Annotated in this window: 21 protein-coding genes; 12 read left to right on the forward strand and 9 right to left on the reverse strand. The window is 69.0% G+C overall.

The genetic code is table 11. From position 1 onward, the window contains the following. The first annotated feature begins 89 nt into the window (after positions 1-89). The 4 genes from ACFORO_RS38080 (at position 90) to ACFORO_RS38095 (ending at position 5182) form a co-directional block, all read left to right on the forward strand. On the forward strand, positions 90-1190 hold the full coding sequence (locus tag ACFORO_RS38080) for a methyltransferase (protein WP_377874546.1): 1101 nt from the start codon (positions 90-92) through the stop codon (positions 1188-1190). Between the two features lie 63 nt (positions 1191-1253). Continuing rightward, positions 1254-2522 carry a sensor histidine kinase gene (locus tag ACFORO_RS38085; protein ID WP_377874544.1) on the forward strand — a complete coding sequence of 423 codons (1269 nt, stop codon included), beginning with the start codon at positions 1254-1256 and terminating at the stop codon, positions 2520-2522. Between the two features lie 227 nt (positions 2523-2749). Then, complete coding sequence (locus ACFORO_RS38090) at positions 2750-3124, forward strand: helix-turn-helix domain-containing protein (RefSeq protein ID WP_377874542.1); 375 nt, start codon at positions 2750-2752, stop codon at positions 3122-3124. A gap of 132 nt (positions 3125-3256) precedes the next feature. Continuing rightward, positions 3257-5182: an NB-ARC domain-containing protein gene (locus ACFORO_RS38095; protein ID WP_377874540.1), complete on the forward strand. Its 1926-nt coding sequence runs from the start codon at positions 3257-3259 to the stop codon at positions 5180-5182. Between the two features lie 221 nt (positions 5183-5403). On the opposite strand, the gene ACFORO_RS38100 is transcribed toward ACFORO_RS38095, so the two are convergent. Next, positions 5404-6615, reverse strand: coding sequence for a hypothetical protein (locus ACFORO_RS38100; protein ID WP_377874538.1), 1212 nt, complete (start codon positions 6613-6615; stop codon positions 5404-5406). 195 nt (positions 6616-6810) lie between these two features. On the opposite strand from ACFORO_RS38100, the gene ACFORO_RS38105 reads away from it, so the two are divergent. Beyond that, entirely contained in the window at positions 6811-9798 is a 2988-nt protein-coding gene (locus tag ACFORO_RS38105) for an AfsR/SARP family transcriptional regulator (RefSeq protein WP_377874536.1), read from the forward strand. Positions 9799-10101: 303 nt separating this feature from the next. Here the strand turns inward: ACFORO_RS38105 and ACFORO_RS38110 are convergent, their stop codons facing one another. The 5 genes from ACFORO_RS38110 to ACFORO_RS38130 are packed head-to-tail and all read right to left on the reverse strand — an operon-like array spanning position 10102 to position 13175. Beyond that, a complete protein-coding gene (locus ACFORO_RS38110) occupies positions 10102-10302 on the reverse strand; it encodes a ferredoxin (protein WP_377874534.1) in 201 nt (66 codons plus the stop codon). Beyond that, on the reverse strand, positions 10299-11417 hold the full coding sequence (locus ACFORO_RS38115) for an NADH-ubiquinone oxidoreductase-F iron-sulfur binding region domain-containing protein (protein WP_377896737.1): 1119 nt from the start codon (positions 11415-11417) through the stop codon (positions 10299-10301). The genes ACFORO_RS38110 and ACFORO_RS38115 overlap by 4 nt, the downstream gene beginning before the upstream one ends. Next, positions 11414-11977, reverse strand: a complete 564-nt coding sequence (locus tag ACFORO_RS38120; RefSeq protein WP_354745073.1) for a ferric reductase-like transmembrane domain-containing protein — start codon at positions 11975-11977, stop codon at positions 11414-11416. Before ACFORO_RS38120 ends, ACFORO_RS38115 begins: the two co-directional genes overlap by 4 nt. Then, entirely contained in the window at positions 11974-12900 is a 927-nt protein-coding gene (locus ACFORO_RS38125; protein ID WP_377874531.1) for an FAD:protein FMN transferase, read from the reverse strand. Before ACFORO_RS38125 ends, ACFORO_RS38120 begins: the two co-directional genes overlap by 4 nt. After that, complete coding sequence (locus ACFORO_RS38130; protein ID WP_354745069.1) at positions 12897-13175, reverse strand: hypothetical protein; 279 nt, start codon at positions 13173-13175, stop codon at positions 12897-12899. Before ACFORO_RS38130 ends, ACFORO_RS38125 begins: the two co-directional genes overlap by 4 nt. A 103-nt stretch (positions 13176-13278) precedes the next feature. On the opposite strand from ACFORO_RS38130, the gene ACFORO_RS38135 reads away from it, so the two are divergent. The 3 genes from ACFORO_RS38135 (at position 13279) to ACFORO_RS38145 (ending at position 18086) form a co-directional block, all read left to right on the forward strand. Continuing rightward, complete coding sequence (locus tag ACFORO_RS38135; RefSeq protein WP_377874528.1) at positions 13279-14367, forward strand: glycosyltransferase; 1089 nt, start codon at positions 13279-13281, stop codon at positions 14365-14367. 553 nt (positions 14368-14920) lie between these two features. Next, on the forward strand, positions 14921-16369 hold the full coding sequence (gene argG, locus ACFORO_RS38140; RefSeq protein ID WP_354745065.1) for an argininosuccinate synthase: 1449 nt from the start codon (positions 14921-14923) through the stop codon (positions 16367-16369). A 115-nt stretch (positions 16370-16484) separates the two neighbouring features. Next, a complete protein-coding gene (locus ACFORO_RS38145) occupies positions 16485-18086 on the forward strand; it encodes a DUF885 domain-containing protein (RefSeq protein ID WP_377874525.1) in 1602 nt (533 codons plus the stop codon). Here the strand turns inward: ACFORO_RS38145 and ACFORO_RS38150 are convergent. Continuing rightward, entirely contained in the window at positions 18083-18505 is a 423-nt protein-coding gene (locus ACFORO_RS38150) for a Fur family transcriptional regulator (protein WP_370934913.1), read from the reverse strand. The genes ACFORO_RS38145 and ACFORO_RS38150 overlap by 4 nt on opposite strands. 118 nt (positions 18506-18623) lie before the next feature. Here ACFORO_RS38150 and ACFORO_RS38155 point away from each other — a divergent pair, with 118 nt between their 5' ends. After that, positions 18624-19022 (forward strand): Fur family transcriptional regulator, encoded by a 399-nt coding sequence (locus ACFORO_RS38155; protein WP_354745060.1) that lies wholly within the window; start codon positions 18624-18626, stop codon positions 19020-19022. 3 nt (positions 19023-19025) lie between these two features. Here the strand turns inward: ACFORO_RS38155 and ACFORO_RS38160 are convergent, their stop codons facing one another. Then, positions 19026-19865, reverse strand: a complete 840-nt coding sequence (locus ACFORO_RS38160; RefSeq protein ID WP_377874522.1) for an SDR family oxidoreductase — start codon at positions 19863-19865, stop codon at positions 19026-19028. Between the two features lie 82 nt (positions 19866-19947). Here ACFORO_RS38160 and ACFORO_RS38165 point away from each other — a divergent pair, with 82 nt between their 5' ends. From ACFORO_RS38165 to ACFORO_RS38175, 3 genes are all read left to right on the forward strand, one after another. Next, on the forward strand, positions 19948-20310 hold the full coding sequence (locus ACFORO_RS38165) for a winged helix-turn-helix transcriptional regulator (RefSeq protein ID WP_354745056.1): 363 nt from the start codon (positions 19948-19950) through the stop codon (positions 20308-20310). Between the two features lie 77 nt (positions 20311-20387). After that, positions 20388-21254 (forward strand): alpha/beta fold hydrolase, encoded by an 867-nt coding sequence (locus tag ACFORO_RS38170; protein WP_377874519.1) that lies wholly within the window; start codon positions 20388-20390, stop codon positions 21252-21254. Between the two features lie 4 nt (positions 21255-21258). Further along, positions 21259-21852 (forward strand): TetR/AcrR family transcriptional regulator, encoded by a 594-nt coding sequence (locus ACFORO_RS38175; RefSeq protein ID WP_344272188.1) that lies wholly within the window; start codon positions 21259-21261, stop codon positions 21850-21852. Here ACFORO_RS38175 and ACFORO_RS38180 read toward each other — a convergent pair. Then, on the reverse strand, positions 21845-22510 hold the full coding sequence (locus tag ACFORO_RS38180; RefSeq protein ID WP_377874516.1) for a YdcF family protein: 666 nt from the start codon (positions 22508-22510) through the stop codon (positions 21845-21847). The two genes, ACFORO_RS38175 and ACFORO_RS38180, sit on opposite strands and share 8 nt — an antisense overlap. Positions 22511-22636: the final 126 nt, after the last annotated feature.

Here is a 22636-nt window from a genome sequence, read left to right on the forward strand (position 1 = left end):
CGCCGCTGTCTTGACCGGCGGGAATCCTCGCCTGCTCTCCGCGAAGCGTCGACGGCTGCCTGGCCCTTCGACCCTTCCCGGGAGCATTCATGTCCACCGTTCAGTGGACCGAAAACGGAAACACCCACACCGCCCGCTGGCATTCCGGAAACGGAACTCCGCCGCCGGGCCGCATTGTCGTCGTCGATGACCGGCTGACCGCTGCCGCGGCACTGCGGCATGCCCGCGCTGGCACCGGAATGCTGTGGCGCGGCGATTTTCCCAACGCACGGCAGCTTGTGCGCGCCATGGACCGTCGGCTTCCCCAGCGCTCGGGTTCGTTCGCCGAGGTGCGTTCAGCGCGTTCGGAACGCGCCACGCTGCTCGGAAAAGTCCTGGTCTCAGTAGAGGCTGATCATTCGTTGCGGCTGGGCCGAGCCCCCGAAATCCGAGCCGCCTGCGAGCACGCGTTCGGCGGTTTACCCGGCACGTTGATCTCGTTGCGTGAGCTGCTCGGCGCCCTGAGCGCTTATCAATGGCACCAGAAAGGCATACACATCAAGGCGTTGAACGCTCGACTGTCTCCCGCGTACAGCGTGTTCGCTCCGACACGCAGCGAATACCTCGATCTTGTCGCGCGGGAACCGTTGCCGGGCAGGGGTTCCCCGGTCGTCTTCGATCTCGGCACCGGCACCGGAGTGCTCGCCGCCATTCTCGCCCGGCGCGGTGCCGCCGAAGTGGTGGCGACCGACTTGAACCCGCGCGCCGTACGCTGCGCACGCGACAACCTGCGGCGACTCGGTCTGTCCGACCGCGTCCGCGTCCTCGAAGCCGATCTCTGGCCCTCGCGGCGGCGTGCCGATCTGGTCGTCTGCAATCCGCCCTGGCTGCCCGGAAACCCGACTTCGGCATTGGAACTCGGGATCTACGACGCCTCGTCCGCCATGCTGAACCGCTTCCTCGGCGGACTCCCGGATCATCTGACGCCGCACGGCGAAGGCTGGCTGATCCTGTCGGACCTCGCCGAACACCTCGGCCTGCGGACGCGGGCCGAACTGCTCGACCGGATCTCCGCCGCCGGGCTCGAGGTCGCGGGACGCCGGGAAACCACGCCACGGCACCGAAGCGCCACGGACAGTGCCGATCCCTTGCACGCGCAGCGTTCCCGGGAGCGGACGATGCTGTGGCGGCTAACCATGTCCAGAGCGTGACCCGGCGTTTCCACACTGGACTACACCAATCGAATATCCTCGCCGAAGACACGGGGAGGGACGATGCCCGTACCGGGTTTTGCCGTACCGCGCCGGGACTTCGTGCGGACCCTGCTGCATCGCGGCAGCCCGCCGGAGCGGCCGGACGCGGGCGAGGACCTCGCCGCGGTCGGCGACGCGACGCTGGCCCGCGCCGCGCGGTACTGGGTCGTCGTTCCGGTCGCCTACCGGATCGCCGCGTTCGTGAAGGTGTTCATCGGGTTCGCCGCGGCCAACGGCAGCACCGGGCTGTTCCCGGTGCTGCCCGCGGCCGTGCTGGGCGTCGCCGCGAACGCCGCGTTCCTGTGGTGGCTGCTGCGCTCCGGCGGGCTGCCCGCGCGGCGCACGCGGCGGGTGCTCGCCGCGGACCTCTGCGCGGGACTCGCGCTGAACCTGCTGACCGCGGTGCTCGCGCCGGACTCGGTGCAGCCGTTCGCGATCGACGTCACCTGGACGTGGCTGGTCGGCTCGGTGGCGATGTGGGCCGGAACGTCCGGGCTGCCCGCGGCGTTGCTGCTGCTCGCCGCCGCCGTCCCGGTGCGCGTCCTGCTGACCCTGGCGGGCGGTCTGCGGCTGGACGACCATCTCGCGATCAACCGGTCGATCGGCTGTCTCGTCGCGCTGGCCGTGTCGATCGTGGTGGCGTGCGGGATCCTGGTGCTGCTGGGCGTCGGCACCCGCTTCGCGCTGGACATCGGCCTGCGCCGCGGACAGGAAGCCGAACGCAAACGCACCCAGCGGCTGCTGCACGACAGCGTGCTGCAGACCCTTGAAGCGCTCGCTATCTCCCCCTCCGACGACGCCGACCACGCCGCCGAACGGCTCGCCCAGCTGCGCTCGGTCGCGCACGCCGAGGCGGCCGAACTCCGCCGGAGCATCACCGAACCGATCGAACCGCGCACGAGACGCGGCTTCGTGGTCGAACTGGCCGACGTCGCCGCCGACATGGCCCGCGAGGGCCTGCGCACCCAGCTCGTGGCTGCCGATTTCGCTGACGACGACCGTCTTTCCGTCGATCGCCGCACCGCGATGTGCGAAGCAGTACGAGAAGCGTTGCGCAACACGGTGAAGCACGCCGGAACCAGCCGCGTCGTGCTCCGGGTGGAAGAACGCGACGGCGGCACCGCGGTGGTCGCCCGGGACCAAGGCCGCGGCTTCGACGTACGCGAACGCGGCCCGGGTTTCGGCATCCAGCAGTCGATCGAAGCACGCCTTGCCGAGGTCGGCGGCACCGGACAAGTGGAATCAACGCCGGGCCACGGCACCCGGGTCACCCTTTGGGTGCCGCACTGACCGGCAGCCATTCCCGATAGCCGGGACGAGATCACCCGGCCACCCTGACTTCGCAAAAACCACCGTAATGCGCTCATTATTCAATCCCCCTTTCGCGCACTTGCGTAACCATTTGATAACAAACAACCTTCGCTCCTATGCACCACGTTCGTAGGTTCACATTCCGCGCCAGCGAGGCCGATAATGGAGGGTCGTTCACCTTCAGGCCCAGCAGCGGGAGCGCTTGCATGGACACGCCGGACGAGGCACACGCGAATCGGACCGAGCGGAATCGCCGGATGCTCGAATCCTGGCGGGCCGGAGCGTCGATCACCGAGATCGCCAGGGAACACGGCCTGTCGCTCAGCTGGACCGGACGGCTGCTGCGCCAGGAAGGCGCCGTGCTGCCGGAAATCCGCCAGGGAGTGCGCCGGGAACTCGACGTACCGCGAATAGTCCGCGAGTACCAATCTGGCTCTACTATTCAGAGCATCGCGGACACGCATCAGGCGTCCTATGGAACTATCCGTCGCTTGCTGCTCCGGGAAAAAGTCACCATACGCCCACATGGCGGCCAGAATGCTCTCGAACGGCGCATGCCCGGCGACGCCCAGCGACCCTGAGCAGCACCTCAGGGGTGGGTGATTCCCGCCGCATTCCGTTTCTTTTGCCACCCGAAGCAGGTAGGGAGGAATAATTGGGGGTGCGGAATGACTGAAGCGCGACCAGGGGCAACCGTAGCATCCGGCAGACCGGTGCGGGCGCCGGTCCAGCTTCCTCCCGCACCGCCCGTGCTGCTCGGCCGCACCGCGGAACTGGCCCGGCTGGACGAAATCCGGCTCCGGTCCGACCCCGCCCCGTCGGTCGTCGTGCTCACCGGCGTCGGCGGGATCGGCAAAACCGCGCTCGCCCTGCATTGGCTGCACCAGCACCGCGCCCAGTTCCCGGACGGCATCCTCTGCGCGAGGTTTTCCTCCGAGGGAACCGAAACCGCGGAATCCGCGAGCGGCGTACTGCACGGCTTCCTTGCCGCGCTGGGCATCCCGGCCGACGACATCCCCGCCTCGCTCGCCCACCGGGCCGCCGAATTCCGTGCGGCGACGGCGGATCGCCGGTTCGCCGTGCTGCTCGACGACGTCGTGCACAGCGCCGACGCCCGCGCCGTGCTGCCGTCCAGCGCCCACGCGGTCGTGCTCGTCACCAGCAGGTCGCAGCTGACCAGTCTCGCGCTCGACGGCGCGGAGATCCTTCCGCTCGGCCCGCTTCCGGACCAGCCCGCCCGCGAGGTGCTCGCCCGCGCCGGACAACGGCAGATCAGCCACGACGACGCGCAAGACCTGCTGACCGCCTGCGCCGGCCTCCCGCTGGCGCTCGCCATCACCGGAGCGAGACTGCGCGCCCGGCCACGACGCAAGCCGCACCAGGAAGCCCGCCGCGGACGTATCCGTCCAGTCGGAGATTTCCCGGCGCTCTCAACGGTTTTCGACGCCTCGTATGCCACGCTCGACGACTCGGCCGCCCGGCTCTACCGAACCTGCGGCATCCTGCCCGGCCCCCATCACACCGTCGACGCGCTCGCCGACACCTTGCAGAGTTCGCCCACCCACCTTGACGACGCCGTCGACGAGCTGATCGAAGCCAATCTCCTCCACGAGCTGGAGGACGAAACCGTGGCACAGCACGACGTCGTCCGCCACGACGCCCGCGTGCGCGCGGAACGCCAGGACGCCGAGGCCGACCGGGACTACCTCGTGCACCGCTACACCCGCTGGTACCGCGACCACACCGTCACCGCGAGCGAGCTCATCCACCCCTTCCGCCCGACCTTCGCGTCCGAAACCGTTGCGGCGACGGGATCTTTCGCCGACCGGGACGACGCGGTGAACTGGTGGCGACGAGACCGGCCGGTCATCAACGCCGTCGCGAACGCCGCCTCGGCCCGCGGCTGGGACGAGGAACTGTGGCAGCTCGCCGAAGCGTCGTGGGGATTTTTCTTGCACCACCGGGATTACGAACCGTTCCTGGAGCTCTGCACGGCCGGAATCGAGGCCGCCCGGCGGTGCGAGCAGCCGCTGGTCGAAGCCCGGCTGCACAGCCAGGCCGGCTACGTCTACGACCGGCTGCGGCAGTTCGAGAAAGCCGCCGCCCACCACACCTCGGCGCTCGAGATCGGCGACCGGGAACAGCATGGGCCAACGCAGGCCACAGCGCTGTCCCGGATAGCCCGGGACGCCCGCGGCCGCGGCGACCTCGAAGGCGCATTGGAACTGTACGAGCGCAGCGCGGAGAAACACGCCGAAATCGGGCTTCCGCGCGGAGTCGGCATGGCCCGGCGCCGCCGGGGCGAGTTACTGATCAAACTGGGGCGAGAAGACGAAGCATTGCGGGAACTGTCCGAAGCCGCCGCCATCATGGCGGACGCGGACGACGCCGGCCAGCACGCGCGTGCCGTGATCCCGCTGGCCGCGATCCACGCCCGGCGGGGCGACTACCGCCGGGCGCGCACCGAACTCCAGCACGCGCTCGAAGGCGTCGAACGCCTCCGATCACCGCATTTCCAGGCCGAGGTCCTCACCGCGCTCGCCGACCTCGAACGCGGCCACGGCGACGAGGCAAACGCCCAGCGCCATCTCGACGAGGCCCGCCGCCTCATGGGGGATTCCGGCGAGCCGCCGCACTGACCACGCCGCCCCGCCCCGCCAGCACACCGCCGCGGCGATCGCCCCCGGCCATTCCGCTCTCAGCTCGTCGGCCTCGCACCTCGTCGCGGCACCAGCCTGGACTCGGACCACGACGTCCGCGCTGGCCGACTGCCGGGGTCCGGCTCGATCCACGTCGACGACCCGCACCAGCACCGCACGGCGTCCGGGCAGCGCGAGCGCCGCGCACGCGACCCCCGGGGTCACGAGCCCCACCCGGGCAGCGGCCGGGGCATCGCGGGCAACGGCGGATACGCCAACGTGTCCGGTTCGGACAGGCCCAGCAGCCGATACATCGCTGACCGCGAAATCCCGGCCGAGCAGTCGATTCTCGAGCTGACGGCCGGCAGCACCTCCGCGGCGAGTCTCGGGGCCGCGGCGATCGCGGCTTGCTCTTGGCATTCGAGCGGCTGCTCCGCGTCCAACGCCTTCGTGCGCGCCCGCACGATGTCCGCGACGCTTCCGGTTCGCGCCTGCCCGTCCGGGAGAGCCGCGAGCGTCACCGGCCTCCCCATGGCAGCCGCGTAGCCCGTGGTCGAGCCGTGGTCGCCGATCACCCAGTCAGCCGCAATCATCGTCGCCTGCCATCCCTGCTCGGGCGGGATCACCCGCAGCCCCCGGCACCCGCCCAGCCAGGCGGTGACCTGCCGCCGTCCGTGCACCGCCCAGATGTTCGGATGCAGCACGGCCGCCACCGCGTAACGGTCTTCCGGCAGCGCGTTCACGATCGCTTCGTACATTCTCGGGACGCGGCCGAACGCCGAGTCAGTGAACCAGGTCGAACTCAGCACCACCAGCCGTCGCGAACCGACACCCAGCGCCCGCCGGTATCGCTCGCGCCGCCCCTCCGCCGCCCGCATCCCGTCAAGGCAGAGGTCACCGGCCACGACCGCCGCGGACAGCGCCTCCGGACACCGATCCCGCAGCACGCCGATCTCCGATTCGGTCGCGAGGCCCAGTACCGCGGGCAGCACCCGCCCGCGAAAGGTGATCAGCTCCCGGTCCAGTCCGGTCGTCTCGGCCGTCGCCCCGCCCTTACGGCTGAACCGACGGGGCCGAACTTGCCCGACCCCGTGCCCGATCAGCATCAGCGGACCTCGTACCTGGTCGAGATGGCGATGGCTGGCCGCCAGAACCAGGTCGAACCGATGCGCCACCGCCTGCTCCCAAGGCAGCAGCAGCCCGTGCTGCGCCCGCACGTACTCCTCGACCCCGGCCCACCGGTCGGTGCTGTGCGGCACCGTGAACATCACCTGCACTCGCAGATCCCGTTCGAGCAGCGAGATCAGTTCGAACAACCGCGTCCCCGCCGTCACGGTCGGAACGACCGCCAGCACGGTGCGGCAGCCCGGCCGCGTCACCCGTGAAGCTGCGTCGAGACCGATCGGACCGCGGACCCACACGTCGTGCGCCATCTTCATCCCCTCCGTCCAGAACCAAACCGACGAGCCGAGGCTGCGACGCGGTTCTGACCGGACGCTTCCCGCCGCTGGACACAAAGCGGACCGAAACCGGACAAGGCAATTCCCCGGATGATCGTTATCCCGAAAGCGGTCGCCGATCGACCGGATCAATGCGAAACTGGGCAATCGACGAGGGAGGGGCGTCGAATGGACTTCGCCTACGGAATTCTCGGGCAGACTGCGGTGCGGATGCACGGGAAGATGAATGAGCAGTGGGGCCAGCGGCAAACCCGGAATATTCTCGGTGTCCTGCTCACCCGGCCGGGGCAGCGCTTTTCCCAGGACGCCCTCATCTCCTGGCTGTGGGACGACGACCTGCCCGGAAACCCGCAAGAAGCCCTGTACAAGGCGGTCTACCGGCTGCGCGAGGCCCTTGCCGAGGCGGACTCGCCCACCTCGATCACCCGGTCCGGCGACGGCTATCTGGTTGATCTCGACGAGAACCTCGTGGACGTCGCGGCCTTTCGTAAACTAATTCGGAAAGCACACGACGCCGCTCGTTCCGCCGATCATGAAACGGCACACGGATCAGCAGCGTCCGCGCTTTCCTTGTGGCGCGACGAACCACTGGCCGAGCTCCGCACCGAACGTGCGAGCAATTGGCGCGAGGACAAAGTCAAATCCATGTTGCTTCCCGCGCGAGAAATCCTGACGAGCCAATTGCTCGCACTCGGCCGCCCCGACGAGGCGGCGGGCTGGATGCAGGAACTCGCTCCCGAGCACGCCAGCCGGCTGGCTTTCGTCAAGCTCCAGCTCCAGATCTACTACGCGCTCGGGCAGTCCGTGCAGGCCCAGGCTCATTTCCTCGACGCCAACCGCCGGTTCAACGAGGCCGCCGACGACACCGCCAAGACCCTGCTGCACGCCTTCCACGACGAGCTCCGAGACCGCTACGAGAACCCGCCCGCCCCCGTCGTCCCCGTGCGCCGGGCCGCGCCGCCGACCCATCCGCTTCCCCGCGATCTCCGCGGGTTCATCAGCCGCGCCGACGCGCTGGAAACGCTGGACGAATGGCTCCGCCCCGGCTCGCCGACGCGCTCGCCCGCCGTCGTGCTCAGCGGCCCGCCCGGCATCGGGAAGACGAGCCTCGCGGTCCACTGGGCGCACCGGGCGGCGGGCTGGTTCCCGGACGGGGCGATCTACCTCGACCTGCACGGCTTCGGCCCGGCCCCGAGGCTCGAACCGGCGGATGTGGTCGACCAGCTGCTCCAGTCCCTCAGCTACCCCGTCGACCACGTTGTCGACACGACAGCCCGCGCCGCGGTCCTGCGCCAGCAATTGGCCGACCGGTCCGTCCTGGTCATCCTCGACGACGCGGAGAACTCCGAACACGTCGACCGGCTGCTGCACGCCCTGTCCGAATGCGCGGTGATCGTCACCTCGCGCCGCCGCCTCGGCGCGCTGACCCGGCGGCACGAACTCGCCGCCCTCAGCCTCGACCGCCTCGACGACCGCGATTCGCTGGAACTGTTCGTCCGGCGCCTGCGCGGCCGCGGCGAACGAGAACCCGGCGCGGCCCGCCGGATCGCCCACCTCTGCGACGGACTGCCCCTCGCGCTGACCCTGATCGCCGAAAGCGCCGCCCGCCGTCCGGGGCTGAGCCTCAGCACCATGCTCGACCAGCTGCGAGACCCGGAACGGCTCCTGAGCATCGGCGACGACGGCGACGACCAAAGCCTGCGCGCGGCGTTTTCCTCGTCGTACCAAATGCTCGAACCGCCGAGCCAGGCCGTCTTCCGGCTCTTCGGCCACCACCCCGGCGCGGAAATCCACGTCGACACCCTGCTGTCCGCAGCCGGACGCCCCGCCGCGGAAACCCGGCGCGCGCTGGAGACCCTGGTCGCGCTGCACTTGATCGACCAGCCCGGCGACACGGATCGCTACCGGATCCTCTCGATCTTCCACCGCTACGCGCAGACCCTGAGCACTCAGCACTACGACCCGCAACCGTTGCGGCGCTTGCTGTCGCACTACTGCAGCACTGCGGACAACGCGCACCGAGTGGCGCACCCGCACCGCGACCGCCCGCCGCGGCTCGACCCGGCACCGGACATCAGCCCGACACAGTTCGAGACGTCAGCCGCCGCCCACCGCTGGTTCCTGCGCGAACGCACCAACCTCACCGCGCTAGCCGCGCTCGCCGAGCACCACCAGCTCTTCGACTACGCGTGCACGCTTCCGCATCTCATGCACGACACCTTCGTCATCTACGGCTTCTACGACGACATGACCGCCGGGCTGGCCATCGCGGCCCGGGCCGCGCGGGCGAACAAGGACTCTCACGCGGAAGGGTCGACGCTCAACGATCTGGGGGAACTGCATCTCACGCTCAGCAACCACAACGCGGCCGAGGACGCGCTCTCCCGAGCGCTGGAACTGGCCATCGACGACGAATCGCCCGTGGCGAAACTGACCATCAACATCAATCTCGCCCGGTTGCACCGACTGACCGGCCGTCACGGGGAAGCGATCGCCCTCTTCCGCAGCTGCATCACGCACGCGCAACGCAACGGCGATCCGGTCCGAGAGGCGAAGGCGGAGCAGTACCTCGGCGAGACCCTCGCCGAACTCGACCAGTACGAAAAAGCGCTGCCGCACTACCACCGCGCTCTGCACCTGCGCGCGCTCACCGGCGACGCCTCTGGACAGGCCGCCACCTACATCACGCTGGCCGAACTCCATCTCGGCCAGGAGGAATTCGCGGTCGCCCACCGGCATTGCCACCTCGCGCAAGCCCAGATCGCCGGCGACCTCACCGCCGGGATGCGGCTGCGGACCGTGCAGGCCCGGCTTGCCGCGGCCGAACGGAACGACCGGGCTGCGCTGCGGTTGTCGCAGGAAGCCGTCGAACTGGCCGAGCGGGCGCACAACGCGACCGGCCAGGCGCGGGCGCTGGAGGCGTTCGCGGAGATTCTCTACTCACGGGGAAACCGCGAGGACGCCGTCGACGCTTGGACTCGCGCCGCCGCCTTCTACCGGGGTCGCGGGCGGGACGCCAAGGCCGACCGCGTCGAGGAGCGGCTGGCGGTGGCCCGGGATCCGCACCTGATTCCGCAGGCCAGGGACGGCGAGAGCGACGAGGAAAACACCGTGGCCATGCCTGCTCCGCGACGATCCGTAATCCGCCACCGCTAAAACGGCGGGGGCGCCGAAACGGTTCACTCCACGGTAGGGCAAACTCCTCCTTCTGAGGGCGTCTGCAATTGCCGACACACTTTGGGTAACCCCTGAAGCTCGTTCGCAGAGCAGCTCGGACGGCCTGGCCACAGCGATATCCATGTTGTGGTGAAATAAATTCATAACTTGCCTGAGGAGTGCTAGTTGACCGCAGTAGCGTCAGCTCTTATTAGCATCTTGCCAGTGTCGATCATGGCACTGCACGCCATCAGCGATTGGTGGCGTTGTTGAATTTTCATTAGTACGGGGCTGGCGTTGCGATTATTCTGCTTTCCGCAGTCGCAACGCCAGCGCCGGACACGCAGCAGCGGCCCGTCGAGCCTCGGCCAGCAGCGGTTCGGGCACCTTCCCACCGCGAACGATCGGGTAGCCCCATTCGTCCACAGTGATCAGTTCCGGCAGGACGTCCGCGCACAAACCGTGTGCGCGGCAGGCGATCGGGTCTACCGTCAGGCGGTTCATGCGGCACCTGCCGTGATTCGGCACGAGCCAGCCGTCAGGTGGGCGTGGACGTCGGCCGCGAAGACTCGGAGGGCGCTCGCGGCCAGGCGGACCGCTCCGTCCGGGTGGGCGCAGGCGCCTCGTCCGGTGAGGAGCGGGAGGCGGCGGGCCAGGCGGCCGGTGGCGTCCCGACCGGACAGCAGGTCGGTGAAATCCGCGGCGATGGCGGGGAGTCCGAACATGCACGGGCCGCATTGGCGGGCTGATTCGGCGGCCAATCTCGAAAGAATATTCCTGGTCAGCTCCAGGCCACAGTTTGGCTCTGCAAGCAGGTGCAGGGAGGACAGGCCTGGTTCGCGGCCGAGCGGCAGGGGGTCGGCTAGGGAGCGCGGCATCCAGGTTCCGCCGTAGCCGCCGATCAGGACTGCTTGTGCGGTAACGGATCCACCGGCGCGGGCGAGGATCGCGGAGACGGGAGTGTCCGCCGGGACTTCTAGCACACCGGGACGGGCGACAGCACCGGTGACGGTGACCAGGTCAGTGTGGACAGCGCGATAGCGGTCCGCGCCGATTCTGGCGACGATCGCGAATCGGGCCAAGGTTTCGACATTCTGGACTAGCGTTGGGCGGCCGCGCAGGCCGCGTTCGGCCGGGCGGGGGAATTTGCCGGTCGGGCGGGCATCGCCGGTGCCCAGGAAATGCACTAGCGCGGTTTCTTCGCTGGCGACGTATCGAGGCGGGACTGCGACCAGCTTCACCGGTACGGCATCGCGGCGTTCGGCCATAGCAGCCACAACGCTCCGGTTTTCTTCGTGCAGGCACAGGAAAGCTTCGGTCGCGCCGACTGCGTTAGCTGCCACTTGGATGCCGTCCAACACTAGGTGTGGCGCGAGCTCAAGCAGGGCGCGATCCTTGCTGCTAAAGGGATCGCTCTCGCAGCCGTTGGCGACCACAATGGACCGACCTGGCGTGACGGAGCGCAGTTTCGCCGCGGCGGGGAAGCCAGCTCCGCCTCGGCCGCGGATACCGGCGGCGTCGATTTCGTGGAGCAGCGCATCGCGGTGCACAACGGGGAGTCCACCGTGGACGGACAGGTGGGCCGCAAGATTGTTCCGGTGCAAGGGAAGCACGTTCACCTCCGAAGTGGAGAGAGGCGGCGAGCCTCGGTGTCGGGACTGGTACTGCCGAACCGCACGCTCGCGGCGGCCAGGACGGCGATCAGGCAGGCGATGTCGAGAGCGATGAGCAGCGGACGCGCGCTGTCGGACGCCACGAGACCGATGCTGTGCGCGAGCGCGACCGGCCAGCACAGGTAAGCCAGCCAGTGCACCGCACGCCACAACCGCGGCGGGAGGTGAGTCCTAAGAAGACTCGTGACGACGATGGCGAGCAGCAAATCCACCGCTACCGCACCGATTCCGATCCAGAACGGTTCGTAGCCCGAGACGAACGGAACGACGACCGCGATCCAGCTCAGGTCCACATAACCGTCGACGACCGCGAAGATGATGTGTGCGCCCAAGAACACGAGGCTGGCCAGGGCGAGGTTCCGGTGCAGGTCCGCGAGGGCGAAACGGGGCCACCGTCGCGTCGCGAACCTTCCCGAATTGAGGAAGCCGAGCACCACGACGGCAGTCGAGAACACGAGCGAGACGATTCCGGTGGCACGGCTGAAATACCAGAGCGCGGAACTCACGACACACGCTCCCGGCGTTCCGCAGGCCACCCAGCCGTCATCCGGACCGCGCCGCGCGAACTCACCAGCCGTGCGGGCAATCCGCGCGAGCCGAGCCAGTCCAAGGCCGCGACGCCCAGCACGACCGAAGCGGTGCTCGCGGTGTTGGCGTCCACACAGGACTTCGCCGCGACCGATACCGTCCGCCAGCACGGATCCGCCGATTCGCCCGTGCGCGGGTCGACGATGTGATGCACCACGCGACCGCCGCGGCGCCAAGTCCGCCGGGCCACCCCGGACGTCGCGAGGCCGCCGCTGGTGAGCGTGATCGTCGTGTCTGCGCGCGCAACCGCGTCGCTGTGGTCGTCGCCGATCGCCACCTGCCAGCCGCCTGCCGGAGCCGGGCCGGCGACAGCGAGGTCGCCGCCGAGGTTCACCAGCACGCCGCAGCCGATGCGACGGGCGATCTCGGCGGCAGTCTGGTCCGCGGCAAGCGCTTTCGCGGTCGCGCCGAGGTCCAGCGTCACGCCGCGCGGCAGCACGACAATCCGCCGGGCCGGTTCGAACAGCACCCAATGCGAGCCCGGCGCGGGGACCGGCGTCACAGGGGATCCGTCGGTGATCTCGGCGAAATCCCGGTCGTAACCGAGTGCTGTCATCGACCCGCCGACCGTCGGATCGACCAATCCGCCGCTCAGCCACGAGGCCCGCAAGGCAACCGACAGTGCGTCGGCCAGCAACGGGCTCACCTCCACTTCCCGGCCCGCGGCGCGGTGGAGTGCCGAAATTTCCGAATCGTTCCGGAATCGGCTGCATGCCCGATCCAGTTCGGCGAGCCGCGTCCGCAGCAGCGCGGTCGCCGGGCCGAGCGCGGCCTCCTCGGTGACGAGCACCCGCGCCGTCGTGCCGAGCGCGGGAAACGCGGCCGAATACGGCCTGGTCACGACGCACCCGATCCGGTGTGCGCGTGACCGGAACCGGAGCCGGGGTCCTGCGCGGGCGCCTGCAGCTGGTCTTGGCCGGAAGTACTCGATCCGGTGCCGCTGTCGCTCGAGGAGGAACCAGTTCCGCTGGTGGACGGAGAGCCAGCCGCCGTCAGCCCGTATCCGATGCCTCCGGCCGCCGCGACTCCGAGCACCGCCGCGACCGCCGTGACGAACGCGGTCCGATGCCGGACGCGTGCCCGTTCTTCTTGCCGTCTCCTGATGTGCGGGTCCATGCCGGGTGTCCTCTCCGGTGGGGGAACACCCAGTCTCAGCCGCGAATCTATGAGTCCGCTGGGAGCGACCTGTCAGTTTGCTTCCAGTCACTACACTCCGCGCATGGGCACGGTCCTCGCGTGGGCAACGCTGGCGGTGTGGGCCGGACTCGCGTTGTGCCACAGCTGGTTCTGGCGCACCGACCAACGTCTTCCCCCGCTGGTCCAGCCGGAGATCTGGCCGTCCGTCGCCATCGTCGTCCCCGCTCGCGACGAAGCGGAACTGCTCCCGGAAACCCTGCCCACACTGCTCCGCCAGACCTACCCGGGCGACGCGCGAGTCGTCCTCGTAGACGACGGCAGCACCGACGGCACCTCCGACGTCGCCCGCTCGCTGACTGTCCCCCATGGACTCCCGCTCACCGTCACGAGCCCCGGCGAACCGCCCGACGGCTGGACCGGGAAGCTCTGGGCCGTCGCACACGGCGTCCGCGAAGCAGGAAACGTCGACTTCCTGCTGCTGACGGACGCCGATATCGCACACGAGCCCGATTCGCTGGAAACCCTCGTCGCCGCTGCCGCCAGCGGCCGGGACTTGGTATCTCAGATGGCCGTCCTGCGCACCGCGACTTTCTGGGAGCGGCTGATCGTGCCCGCTTTCGTCTACTTCTTCGCGATGCTCTACCCCTTCCGCCGCGTGAACTCCGCCCGCTGGCGCACCGCGGCCGCAGCCGGCGGATGCGTCCTCGTCCGCCGCTCGGTGCTCGAACGCGCCGGCGGCATCGAGGCAATCCGCGGCGCAGTGATCGACGACGTCGCACTCGCCCGCGCGGTCGCGTCCGCAGGCGGCCGGGTTTGGCTGGGTTACGCATCGAAGGTTCGAAGCGTCCGGCCATATCCGCAGCTCGCGGACCTGTGGCAGATGGTGGCCCGCAGCGCCTACACCCAGCTCCGGCATTCGCCGCTCCTGCTGGCCGGGACCGTCGTCGGGATGATCGCCGTTTTCCTCGCCCCGCCGGCGCTCGCTTTGACCGGCTCGTGGCAGGCCGCCGCGGCGTGGCTCCTGATGGCGGCGACGTTCGTCCCGGTCGCCCGGTATTACCGGCAACCCTTGGTCGCGGGGCTGCTGCTGCCGTTCACCGCGGCGCTCTACACCCTGATGACGCTGGACTCCGCTCGGCGGCGGACCGGGTGGAAGGGCCGCACGTACTGAGATAGCGACGCTCAGCAGCAGGTGTGGCATGCTTTCGGCATGATGTCGACCCGAAGGGGCAATGCCTCGTAGAAGGCCCGGCGCCGTGCGCGCCGATCGACCCGAACCCCGCGATACCCCGATTCCCGGGATCAGCCGGAGAGCGCAAGCCGCCATCGAATTCGCGGCGGCGCACCGGGGAGCCGGGAGCGTTTCCCAAGCGCTTGACCGGTATCGAAGCTTCCTGCGCCAGCCTGGCCGCTGGCTGTATGTTCCGTGGACCGACTGTCCGTGCTGCGATCCGGTCGACGCCCGCGACGAGTTGGAAGCCGTCCTGCGAGCCCTGCCGCCCGGAGCCCGTGCCGAATTGCGCCGAGTCGTCGCTCCCCTTGACGAAGAGTTCCGGCGAAGGACCCTGCCCGACCCGACAGCGAGTTCGCTCAGCTCCTGGCACGCTGCCGGGTGGTGGCGGCAGCGCCTGCAAGAGCGGTGAGCACGTGCCCAGCTGCCCGCGAGAGCGAGTTCACACCACCCGGGGATGCACGTTCATACATCGTCGTGCATAATCATTCCTATGTCCAAGGTGCTCACTTCCCTTCCCGTCGGCGAGCGGGTCGGCATCGCGTTCTCCGGCGGCCTCGACACGTCCGTGGCGGTGGCGTGGATGCGCGACAAGGGTGCGGTTCCGTGCACCTACACCGCCGACATCGGCCAGTACGACGAACCCGACATCGCGTCCGTCCCCGGCCGCGCGCACGCCTACGGGGCGGAGCTCGCGCGGCTGGTCGACTGCAAGGAAGCCCTCGTCGAAGAGGGGCTCGCCGCGCTGACCTGCGGCGCCTTCCACATCCGCACCGGCGGCCGGGCCTACTTCAACACCACCCCGCTCGGCCGCGCGGTCACCGGCACCCTGCTGGTGCGCGCGATGCTCGAGGACAACGTCCAGATCTGGGGCGACGGCTCCACCTACAAGGGCAACGACATCGAGCGGTTCTACCGCTACGGCCTGCTGGCCAACCCGGGCCTGCGGATCTACAAGCCGTGGCTGGACGCGGCGTTCGTCGGCGAGCTCGGCGGCCGCAAGGAGATGTCCGAGTGGCTGCAGGCGCACAACCTGCCCTACCGCGACAGCACCGAGAAGGCCTACTCCACCGACGCCAACATCTGGGGCGCCACGCACGAGGCGAAATCCCTCGAGCACCTCGACACCGGCATCGAGATCGTCGAGCCGATCATGGGCGTGCGGTTCTGGGACCCGGCGGTCGAGATCGCGCCCGAGGACGTCACCATCGGCTTCGAGCAGGGCCGTCCGGTCAGCATCAACGGCAAGGAGTTCGGCACGGCGGTCGAGCTGGTCCTCGAGGCCAACGCGATCGGCGGGCGGCACGGGCTCGGCATGTCCGACCAGATCGAGAACCGGATCATCGAGGCCAAGAGCCGCGGCATCTACGAGGCCCCGGGTATGGCGCTGCTGCACGCGGCGTACGAGCGGCTGGTCAACGCGGTGCACAATGAGGACACCATCGCCAGCTACCACAACGAGGGCCGTCGTCTCGGCAGGCTGATGTACGAGGGCCGCTGGCTGGACCCGCAGGCGATGATGCTGCGCGAATCGCTGCAGCGCTGGGTCGGCACCGCGATCACCGGCGAGGTCACGCTCCGGCTGCGGCGCGGCGAGGACTACTCGATCCTCGACACGTCCGGCCCGGCGTTCAGCTACCACCCGGACAAGCTGTCGATGGAGCGCACCGAGGACTCCGCGTTCGGCCCGGTCGACCGGATCGGCCAGCTGACCATGCGGAACCTCGACATCGCCGACTCGCGCGCCAAGCTGGAGCAGTACGCGAGCCTCGGCATGGTCGGCGGCAACTCGCACCCGAAGCTGATCGGAGCCGCGCAGGCGGCCGCGACCGGACTGATCGGGGCGATGTCCGAGGGCGGGGCCGAGGCGATCGCGTCGCGCGGCCGGGCCGACGACGTCGAACTGCTCGACCGCGCCGCGATGGAATCCGGCACCGACTGAGCTTTTTCCCACGGATGCCCGCGCCGGAACACCGGCGCGGGCATTCTCTATACCAGCAGCCAGACCCCGCTAACGTCTCTATGTTCGGGCGGATCCTCCCGGCTAACGTGGCGGCGTGACCCCGATTTTTCAGCTGTCCGCCGACCACGTCACGGCCGAGGCAGCGCTTGACCCGATCGCCGCGACCCTGGACGGCGTAACCACCGACGCGACCGCGCTCACCGACCTCACCCCGGACGGTTTCGCGGCCCGAGCCGACCTGGCCCGGCGCACACTCGCCTCGCTCGCGAAACTGAGTCCCGAGTCCCGCGCGGACCGGATCGCGTCCGCGCATCTGCGCAACAGTCTCGAGGACGAACTGGCCTGGCACGGGCTGGACGAGCCGTTCCGCCAGGTGCAGGCGCACTTCGGCACGCTGAGTTCGATCGCCGATTCGGTCCGGCTGCTGCCGCGCCGCGACGCGGACGACTGGCACGTCCTCGCGGTCCGGATGTCCGGCGTCGAAACGATGCTTTCCGGCTGGCAGAAGACGCTGCAGGCCGGTCTCGACCGCGGGCTGCGCGCGGCCCGTCTGCAGGCACTGGAAACGGCGGCTCAGGCCGAGCGCTACGCCGGTGTCCACAATGCACTTGTCGAGGAGTACGGCGACGGGCCGCAGGCCGCCGAACTGCGTGCCGGAGCGGACGCCGCCCACCGCGGTTACGCGGCGCTCGCCCGGTTCCTGCGCGAGGACTACGCCCCGCACGCCACCGAAACCGACGGCGTCGGCGCGGAACGCTACGCCGTCGCGGCTCGGCTTTCCCTTGGCGCGGACCTCGATCTCGCCGAGGCGTACGAATGGGGCTGGGCGGAACTTCAGCGCATCGAAACGGAAATCGCCGCCGAGGTCGCGAAAATCCAGCCCGGCGCGAGCGTGGCGGAAGTACTGGCGCGGCTGGACCAAGAGTGCGCGGTCGACGGTGAAGAGTCCTATTTGGACTGGCTGCGCCAGGCGCACGACAGTGCGCTGGACGCGGCGGGCGAGCATTTCGACATCCCGGAACCGTTGCGCGCCTTGGACGTCGTCCTCGCGTACGGCTCCGCGTCGGGTTCGCCGTACTACACCGGCCCCGCCGAAGACGGCACCCGTCCCGGCCGGACGTGGTGGCCGCTAGGCGGACGGAAACGCTTCGCGACCTGGTCCGAGCTGACGACGGTGTTCCACGAAGGCGTGCCCGGACACCATCTGCAGATCGGCGTCGCGGGCCTGGCCGGAGACTCGGTGAGCCGTTACGCACGCGTCCATTCAGTGAGCGGCCACGCGGAAGGCTGGGCACTGTACGCCGAACGCCTCGCCGACGAACTGGGCTGGTTCTCCGAGCGCGGCACCCGGCTCGGCATGCTCGCCGGTTCCGCGTTGCGGGCCGCCCGCGTCGTGATCGACCTCGGCTCGCACCTCGATCTGCCGCTGCCGGACGGTTCCCGCTGGGACTTCGCCACCGCGTGCCGGTTCCTGCACGAGCGCGGACTTGCCGCGGAACACCGTGTGCACGCCGAAATCGTGCGTTACCTCGGCTGGCCGGGCCAGGCGATCTCGTACAAGATCGGTGAACGCGCGTGGCTTCAGGCGCGCGCCGAGGCCGCTGCCAAACCCGGGTTCACGTTGCGCCAGTGGCACCACGACGCGCTGGCCGTCGGGCCGGTCGGGCTCGAGGCGCTGCAGGACGCGCTGCGTTAAGCCTTGGCCTCGCAGTCCGCGCACATCCCCCACCAGGTGACCTCGGCCTGATCCACCCGGAAACCGGGCACCGGACCGGGTTCGAGGCACGGCGCGGCGCCGATCGCGCACGGCACGTCCTGGATCCGTCCGCAGCCGCGGCAGACCAGGTGGTGGTGGTTGTCGTGCGTTTCGAGTTCGAACCGCGCCGGCGAGCCCGCCGGTTCCAGCGGACGCAGCAGCCGGGCGCCGACGAGGTCGTCGAGCACGTTGTAAAGGCCCTGCCTGGACAACGCGCCGACGGCCCCGTCGGCGTCGAGCACCGTCGCGATCTCCGCGGCCGTGACGTGCGGGGTCCGCGCGACCGCGGCCAGCACCGCACGCCGCTGCGGCGTGTTGCGCAGGCCCTTGTCGCGCAGGCGCGCCCCGAACTCGTCCATGGCCCGGATGGTACCCCCAGACTTGACCGAATCAATTCTGGCGTGCAGTGGCTCACAGTCCCAGAGTTGACCCGATCTTACATTTGACTGGATCAACTTTGGGGACTACAAAGGAGGCGTGCTCACGACCTCCGCACCCACCCCGTCCAGCGCCGACGCCGGCACCCGGCTCCGGCGCGCCGGCCTGCGCGTGACGACCGCCCGGCAGGTCGTGCTGGAAGTGCTGGCCGAAAACCCGCACGTGACCGTCGCGGAGCTGCTTCCGCTGGTCCGCGAACGGCTGTCGATGGCGTCCACGAGGGGCGTCCACGACGTGCTGAGCACCGGCGTCACCGCCGGTCTCGTCCACCGCTTCGACCACGTCGGCGTCGCGCAACGCTACGAGCTGTCCGGCTTCGACCACCGGCACCTGCTCTGCCGCCAATGCGGCCGGCTGGAGGCAATCGACGGCGCGCCAACGGAATCCGCCGACGAGGCGGAGTCCGGCCTGTGCTCGCGGTGCACTTCAGCCGAGTAATCCTCAGCGGAACGCGGCGATATTGCGAGCCACCCAGTCAGCGAAAGAGCGCGGCGGGCGGCCGAGAACCCGCTCGACGTCCGGGCTGATGCGCAGTTCCGCCGGATTCGGCGAGCTGAGGATGTCCAGAGTGTCGTCGGCGAGCTCGCCCGGCACGCTCTGGATCATGGCCGCTTTCGCCTCGGCGCGGGTCAGTTCGTGGAACCGCACCGGCTTGCCGAGCGCGGCCGCCAGCACCTCCGCCTGCTGACGCGGCGTGATCACCTCCGGCCCGGTCAGCTCGTACACGCCGCCCACGTGCCGATCGTCCGCCAGGCACGCGGCCGCGACCTCGCCGATGTCCGCCGGATCGACGATCGGCACCCCGGTGTCACCGAACGGTGCGGCGACAATTCCCTGCGCGCGAACGGATTCCGCCCACCCCAGCGCGTTGGAGTCGAAGCCGCCGGGCCGCAGAATGGCCCAATCGAGCCCGGACTCCCGCAGCACGTCCTCCAGCTCGCGCATCGCGATCCGCGTCGTGCCGAACGGCCTGGTCGCCACACCCAGCGACGACAGCAGAACCACTCGGCGAACCCCGGCGTCCGCGGCCTTCGCGATGAGGTCGGCCGGATTGGCCCCGACGGCGTGCAAATCGCCGGACAGCAAGAGGAACACCGCTTTCGCCCCGGTCAGCGCGGGTTCGAGGCTGGCCGGATCCGCCAGGTCCGCCACCACGTGGCGAGCACCGTCCGGCACCTCCGCGGTTCGCCGCGACACCGCCGTCACCTGCTCGCCCGCGTCGATCAGCGCCCGCACCAACGGCCTGCCGATGTTTCCGGTCGCCCCGGTCACCACAATCATGAATCGCTCCTTCGGTAGGAGCCCGACGCTAGGCCGACTTGCTTACTCTTCGTAAGGACATACCTTTGGGTAAGCTCGATACGTGACAGGAAGCGCGCAGTTCACCCCGGCCGCCGCCGAGCCGCGTTATGAGGTGTTTCACACCGACTGCCCCGCGCGGGCCGTGATCGACCACGTGACCAGCCGGTGGGGCATCTGGATCCTCATCTCGTTGCGGGACAAGGAACTCCGGTTCTACGAACTGCGCGAGAGCATCCGGGGCATCAGCGAAAAGATGCTCGCCCAGTCCCTGCGCGCCCTGGTCGAGGACGGCCTCGTCTGGCGGCACGTCGAGCCGACCACCCCGCCTCAGGTCACCTACGGGCTCACCGAGTTCGGCCAGGAGGTCCGCGAACCGCTGGACGACCTTTTCGACCGGATCACCCAGCGGATGGACCCGCGATAGCCCATCTTCCCTGGTCAGGCGGGTCATTACCGCAGAGGTAATTTACATACAGACTGCATGTATGTATCTTCGCCAGCATGAACGCACACGAGGAACTCGGCACTGCCCGGCACGTCAACCTCCCCCAAGGCGAGCTCCGCTACTTCGAACGCGGACACGGCCGTCCAGTCGTTTTCGTCCACGGCGTACTCACCAACGCCCTCCTCTGGCGAAAAGTCACCCCCACGGTCGCCGACGCCGGATTCCGTTGCCTGGCCCCAGATCTCCCGCTGGGCGCCCACTCGGTCCCGATGCGCTCGGACGCCGACCTCAGCGCCCCCGGCCTCGCCGCCCTCCTCGGCGACTTCCTGACCGCGCTGGACCTGGAAGACGTCATCCTGGTCGCCAACGACACCGGCGGTGCCATCACCCAACTGCTGCTCGCGCGGTATCCCGAACGAGTCGGGCGGGTCGTGCTGACGCCGTCGGACAGCTTCGAATACTTCTTCCCGCCGATCTTCCAGCCGCTGCCGACCATCGCCCGCGTCCCCGGCTCGATGGCGGTGCTGGGCCAACTGCTGCGAATCAAGGCGCTGTACCGGCTGCCGCTGCTGTTCGGCTGGGTCACGAAGCGCCCGCTGCCGCCGGACATCGCGCAGGAGTACCTGGGCAAGCTGCGGAAATCCCCTGGCCTGCGAAGGGATCTGCGCAAGTTCCTGCGCACCGTCGACTCGACCCACACCCTGGCCGCGGCCGAGAAACTGCGCCACTTCAAGCGTCCGGTACTCCTGGTATGGCCACCTGAGGAGAAGCTCTTCCCGATCAGCCTCGCCCACCGCCTGGCGGAGGTATTGCCGGACGCGGAAATCGTCGAGGTGCCGGACTCGTACACCTTCGTCTCGGAGGATCAGCCGGACGCGCTGGCCGGGCACATCACGCGCTTCGCCGCCGCCATGGCAGATTAGGTGCGTGCGACGTACCCAGCAAGAACGCTCCGACGCGACGCGAGCCGCACTGATCAAGGCCGCCCGCGACCTCTTCGGCGCGCGCGGCTACCACGACGTGCCAGCCGAAGAAATCACTCGCACGGCCGGCGTCACGCGGGGGGCGCTTTACCACCACTTCGGCGACAAACAGGGCCTGTTCCGGGCCGTGGTCGAAGTACTGGAACGGGAACTGACCGCCGAGGTCTCGGAAGTCCTCGATTCCGCGGCGGACCCGCTTTCCGGGCTTTCTTCCGCGCTGGGAGTGTTCCTGGATGCTTGCCTGCGCCCGGACGTCCGGCGGATCTCCCTGACCGACGCCCCCGCCGTGCTGGGCTGGGATGCCTGGCGTGACCTGGAGGCCGAGTACGGCTTGGGGCTGGTCGCGGAAAACCTGGCGGCCGCGCGGGAGGCTGGGTTGATCGTGGACACGCCGGTGGATGCTTTGGCGCAACTGGTCTTGGCCGCGGTGATGGAGGCCGCGCGGATGATCGCCCACGCCGATGACCCGGGCCGGGTGCGGGGAGATGTGCAGCAGGTGTTTTCGGGATGGTTGAGCGGGTTGTTGCTTCCTAGGTGAGGAGCCTGGCTGTGTAGCCGCTCGCTACCAACCTCTCGAATGCTCGCTGAACCTCTTTCGGAACGTCTTGGGGTATCGCGAATCCTCGCTGGGCGTAGACGCTGATCCGCTGGGTGTCGCCGACCAGCATGTTGATGACGCGGTCTACGTCGCCGATGCTTTGGAGGTACTCGTCCAGCGGCAACGGCTGGGAGGCGCACCGGACTTCGACCTCGGGCCAGAGCTTCTTGCACGTCGCGTAGGCGCGGCGTTGTTGGTAGGGGCGCGAGATCAGCGTTGCCGAGTTGACCTTGATTCCCCGCGCTGCCAACAACTCTCGGCTTCGCTCGATGTTGTCGCCGGTGTTGCGGGCTGTTGGCTCGACCAGGATCGCGTCGTCGGGAACGCCTAGCTCCACTGCGTGTTCTCGATAGTGCACCGCTTCGCCACGCGGGAATCGCGCCACGGTTGTCGGTGCGTTGGCTCCGGTGAAGACGATCTTCGGGAAGCAGCCCCGCTGGTACAACTCCGCGGCGTAAGTGGCGACGCCGAGGTCGTGGCTGCCGAGCCCGATTCCGACGTCTGTGGAGCGGAGTTCGTGGTGCAGGTCGTGGTAGTCCCACAGTGTTTGGACATCGGCGCGGAGATGCTTTGGGAGGGTGGTCGCGCACTCGGGCATGCGAGGACTCCGGAGTCAGTCTGGGATCTTGAACGTATAAGACCAGGAGAACCGGCTCGCCGCGTGGAGACCCTGTCATGATTTCCGTGTAAGCCACGGATGGTTTCTTCTTTTATTCTAGTGGAG

The organism is Amycolatopsis halotolerans (genome assembly GCF_042647905.1).
GTDB classification, from domain to species: Bacteria; Actinomycetota; Actinomycetes; order Mycobacteriales; family Pseudonocardiaceae; genus Amycolatopsis; species Amycolatopsis halotolerans.

Coding starts and splice junctions, on each gene's coding strand:
- ACFORO_RS38100 (WP_377874538.1), bottom strand. CDS start 6,615: ATGGCGCACGACGTGTGGGTCCGCGGTCCGATCGGTCTCGACGCAGCT.
- ACFORO_RS38105 (WP_377874536.1), top strand. CDS start 6,811: ATGGACTTCGCCTACGGAATTCTCGGGCAGACTGCGGTGCGGATGCAC.
- ACFORO_RS38160 (WP_377874522.1), bottom strand. CDS start 19,865: ATGATTGTGGTGACCGGGGCGACCGGAAACATCGGCAGGCCGTTGGTG.
- ACFORO_RS38130 (WP_354745069.1), bottom strand. CDS start 13,175: ATGGACCCGCACATCAGGAGACGGCAAGAAGAACGGGCACGCGTCCGG.
- ACFORO_RS38170 (WP_377874519.1), top strand. CDS start 20,388: ATGAACGCACACGAGGAACTCGGCACTGCCCGGCACGTCAACCTCCCC.
- ACFORO_RS38080 (WP_377874546.1), top strand. CDS start 90: ATGTCCACCGTTCAGTGGACCGAAAACGGAAACACCCACACCGCCCGC.
- ACFORO_RS38135 (WP_377874528.1), top strand. CDS start 13,279: ATGGGCACGGTCCTCGCGTGGGCAACGCTGGCGGTGTGGGCCGGACTC.
- argG (WP_354745065.1), top strand. CDS start 14,921: ATGTCCAAGGTGCTCACTTCCCTTCCCGTCGGCGAGCGGGTCGGCATC.
- ACFORO_RS38090 (WP_377874542.1), top strand. CDS start 2,750: ATGGACACGCCGGACGAGGCACACGCGAATCGGACCGAGCGGAATCGC.
- ACFORO_RS38085 (WP_377874544.1), top strand. CDS start 1,254: ATGCCCGTACCGGGTTTTGCCGTACCGCGCCGGGACTTCGTGCGGACC.
- ACFORO_RS38110 (WP_377874534.1), bottom strand. CDS start 10,302: ATGAACCGCCTGACGGTAGACCCGATCGCCTGCCGCGCACACGGTTTG.
- ACFORO_RS38180 (WP_377874516.1), bottom strand. CDS start 22,510: ATGCCCGAGTGCGCGACCACCCTCCCAAAGCATCTCCGCGCCGATGTC.
- ACFORO_RS38150 (WP_370934913.1), bottom strand. CDS start 18,505: ATGGACGAGTTCGGGGCGCGCCTGCGCGACAAGGGCCTGCGCAACACG.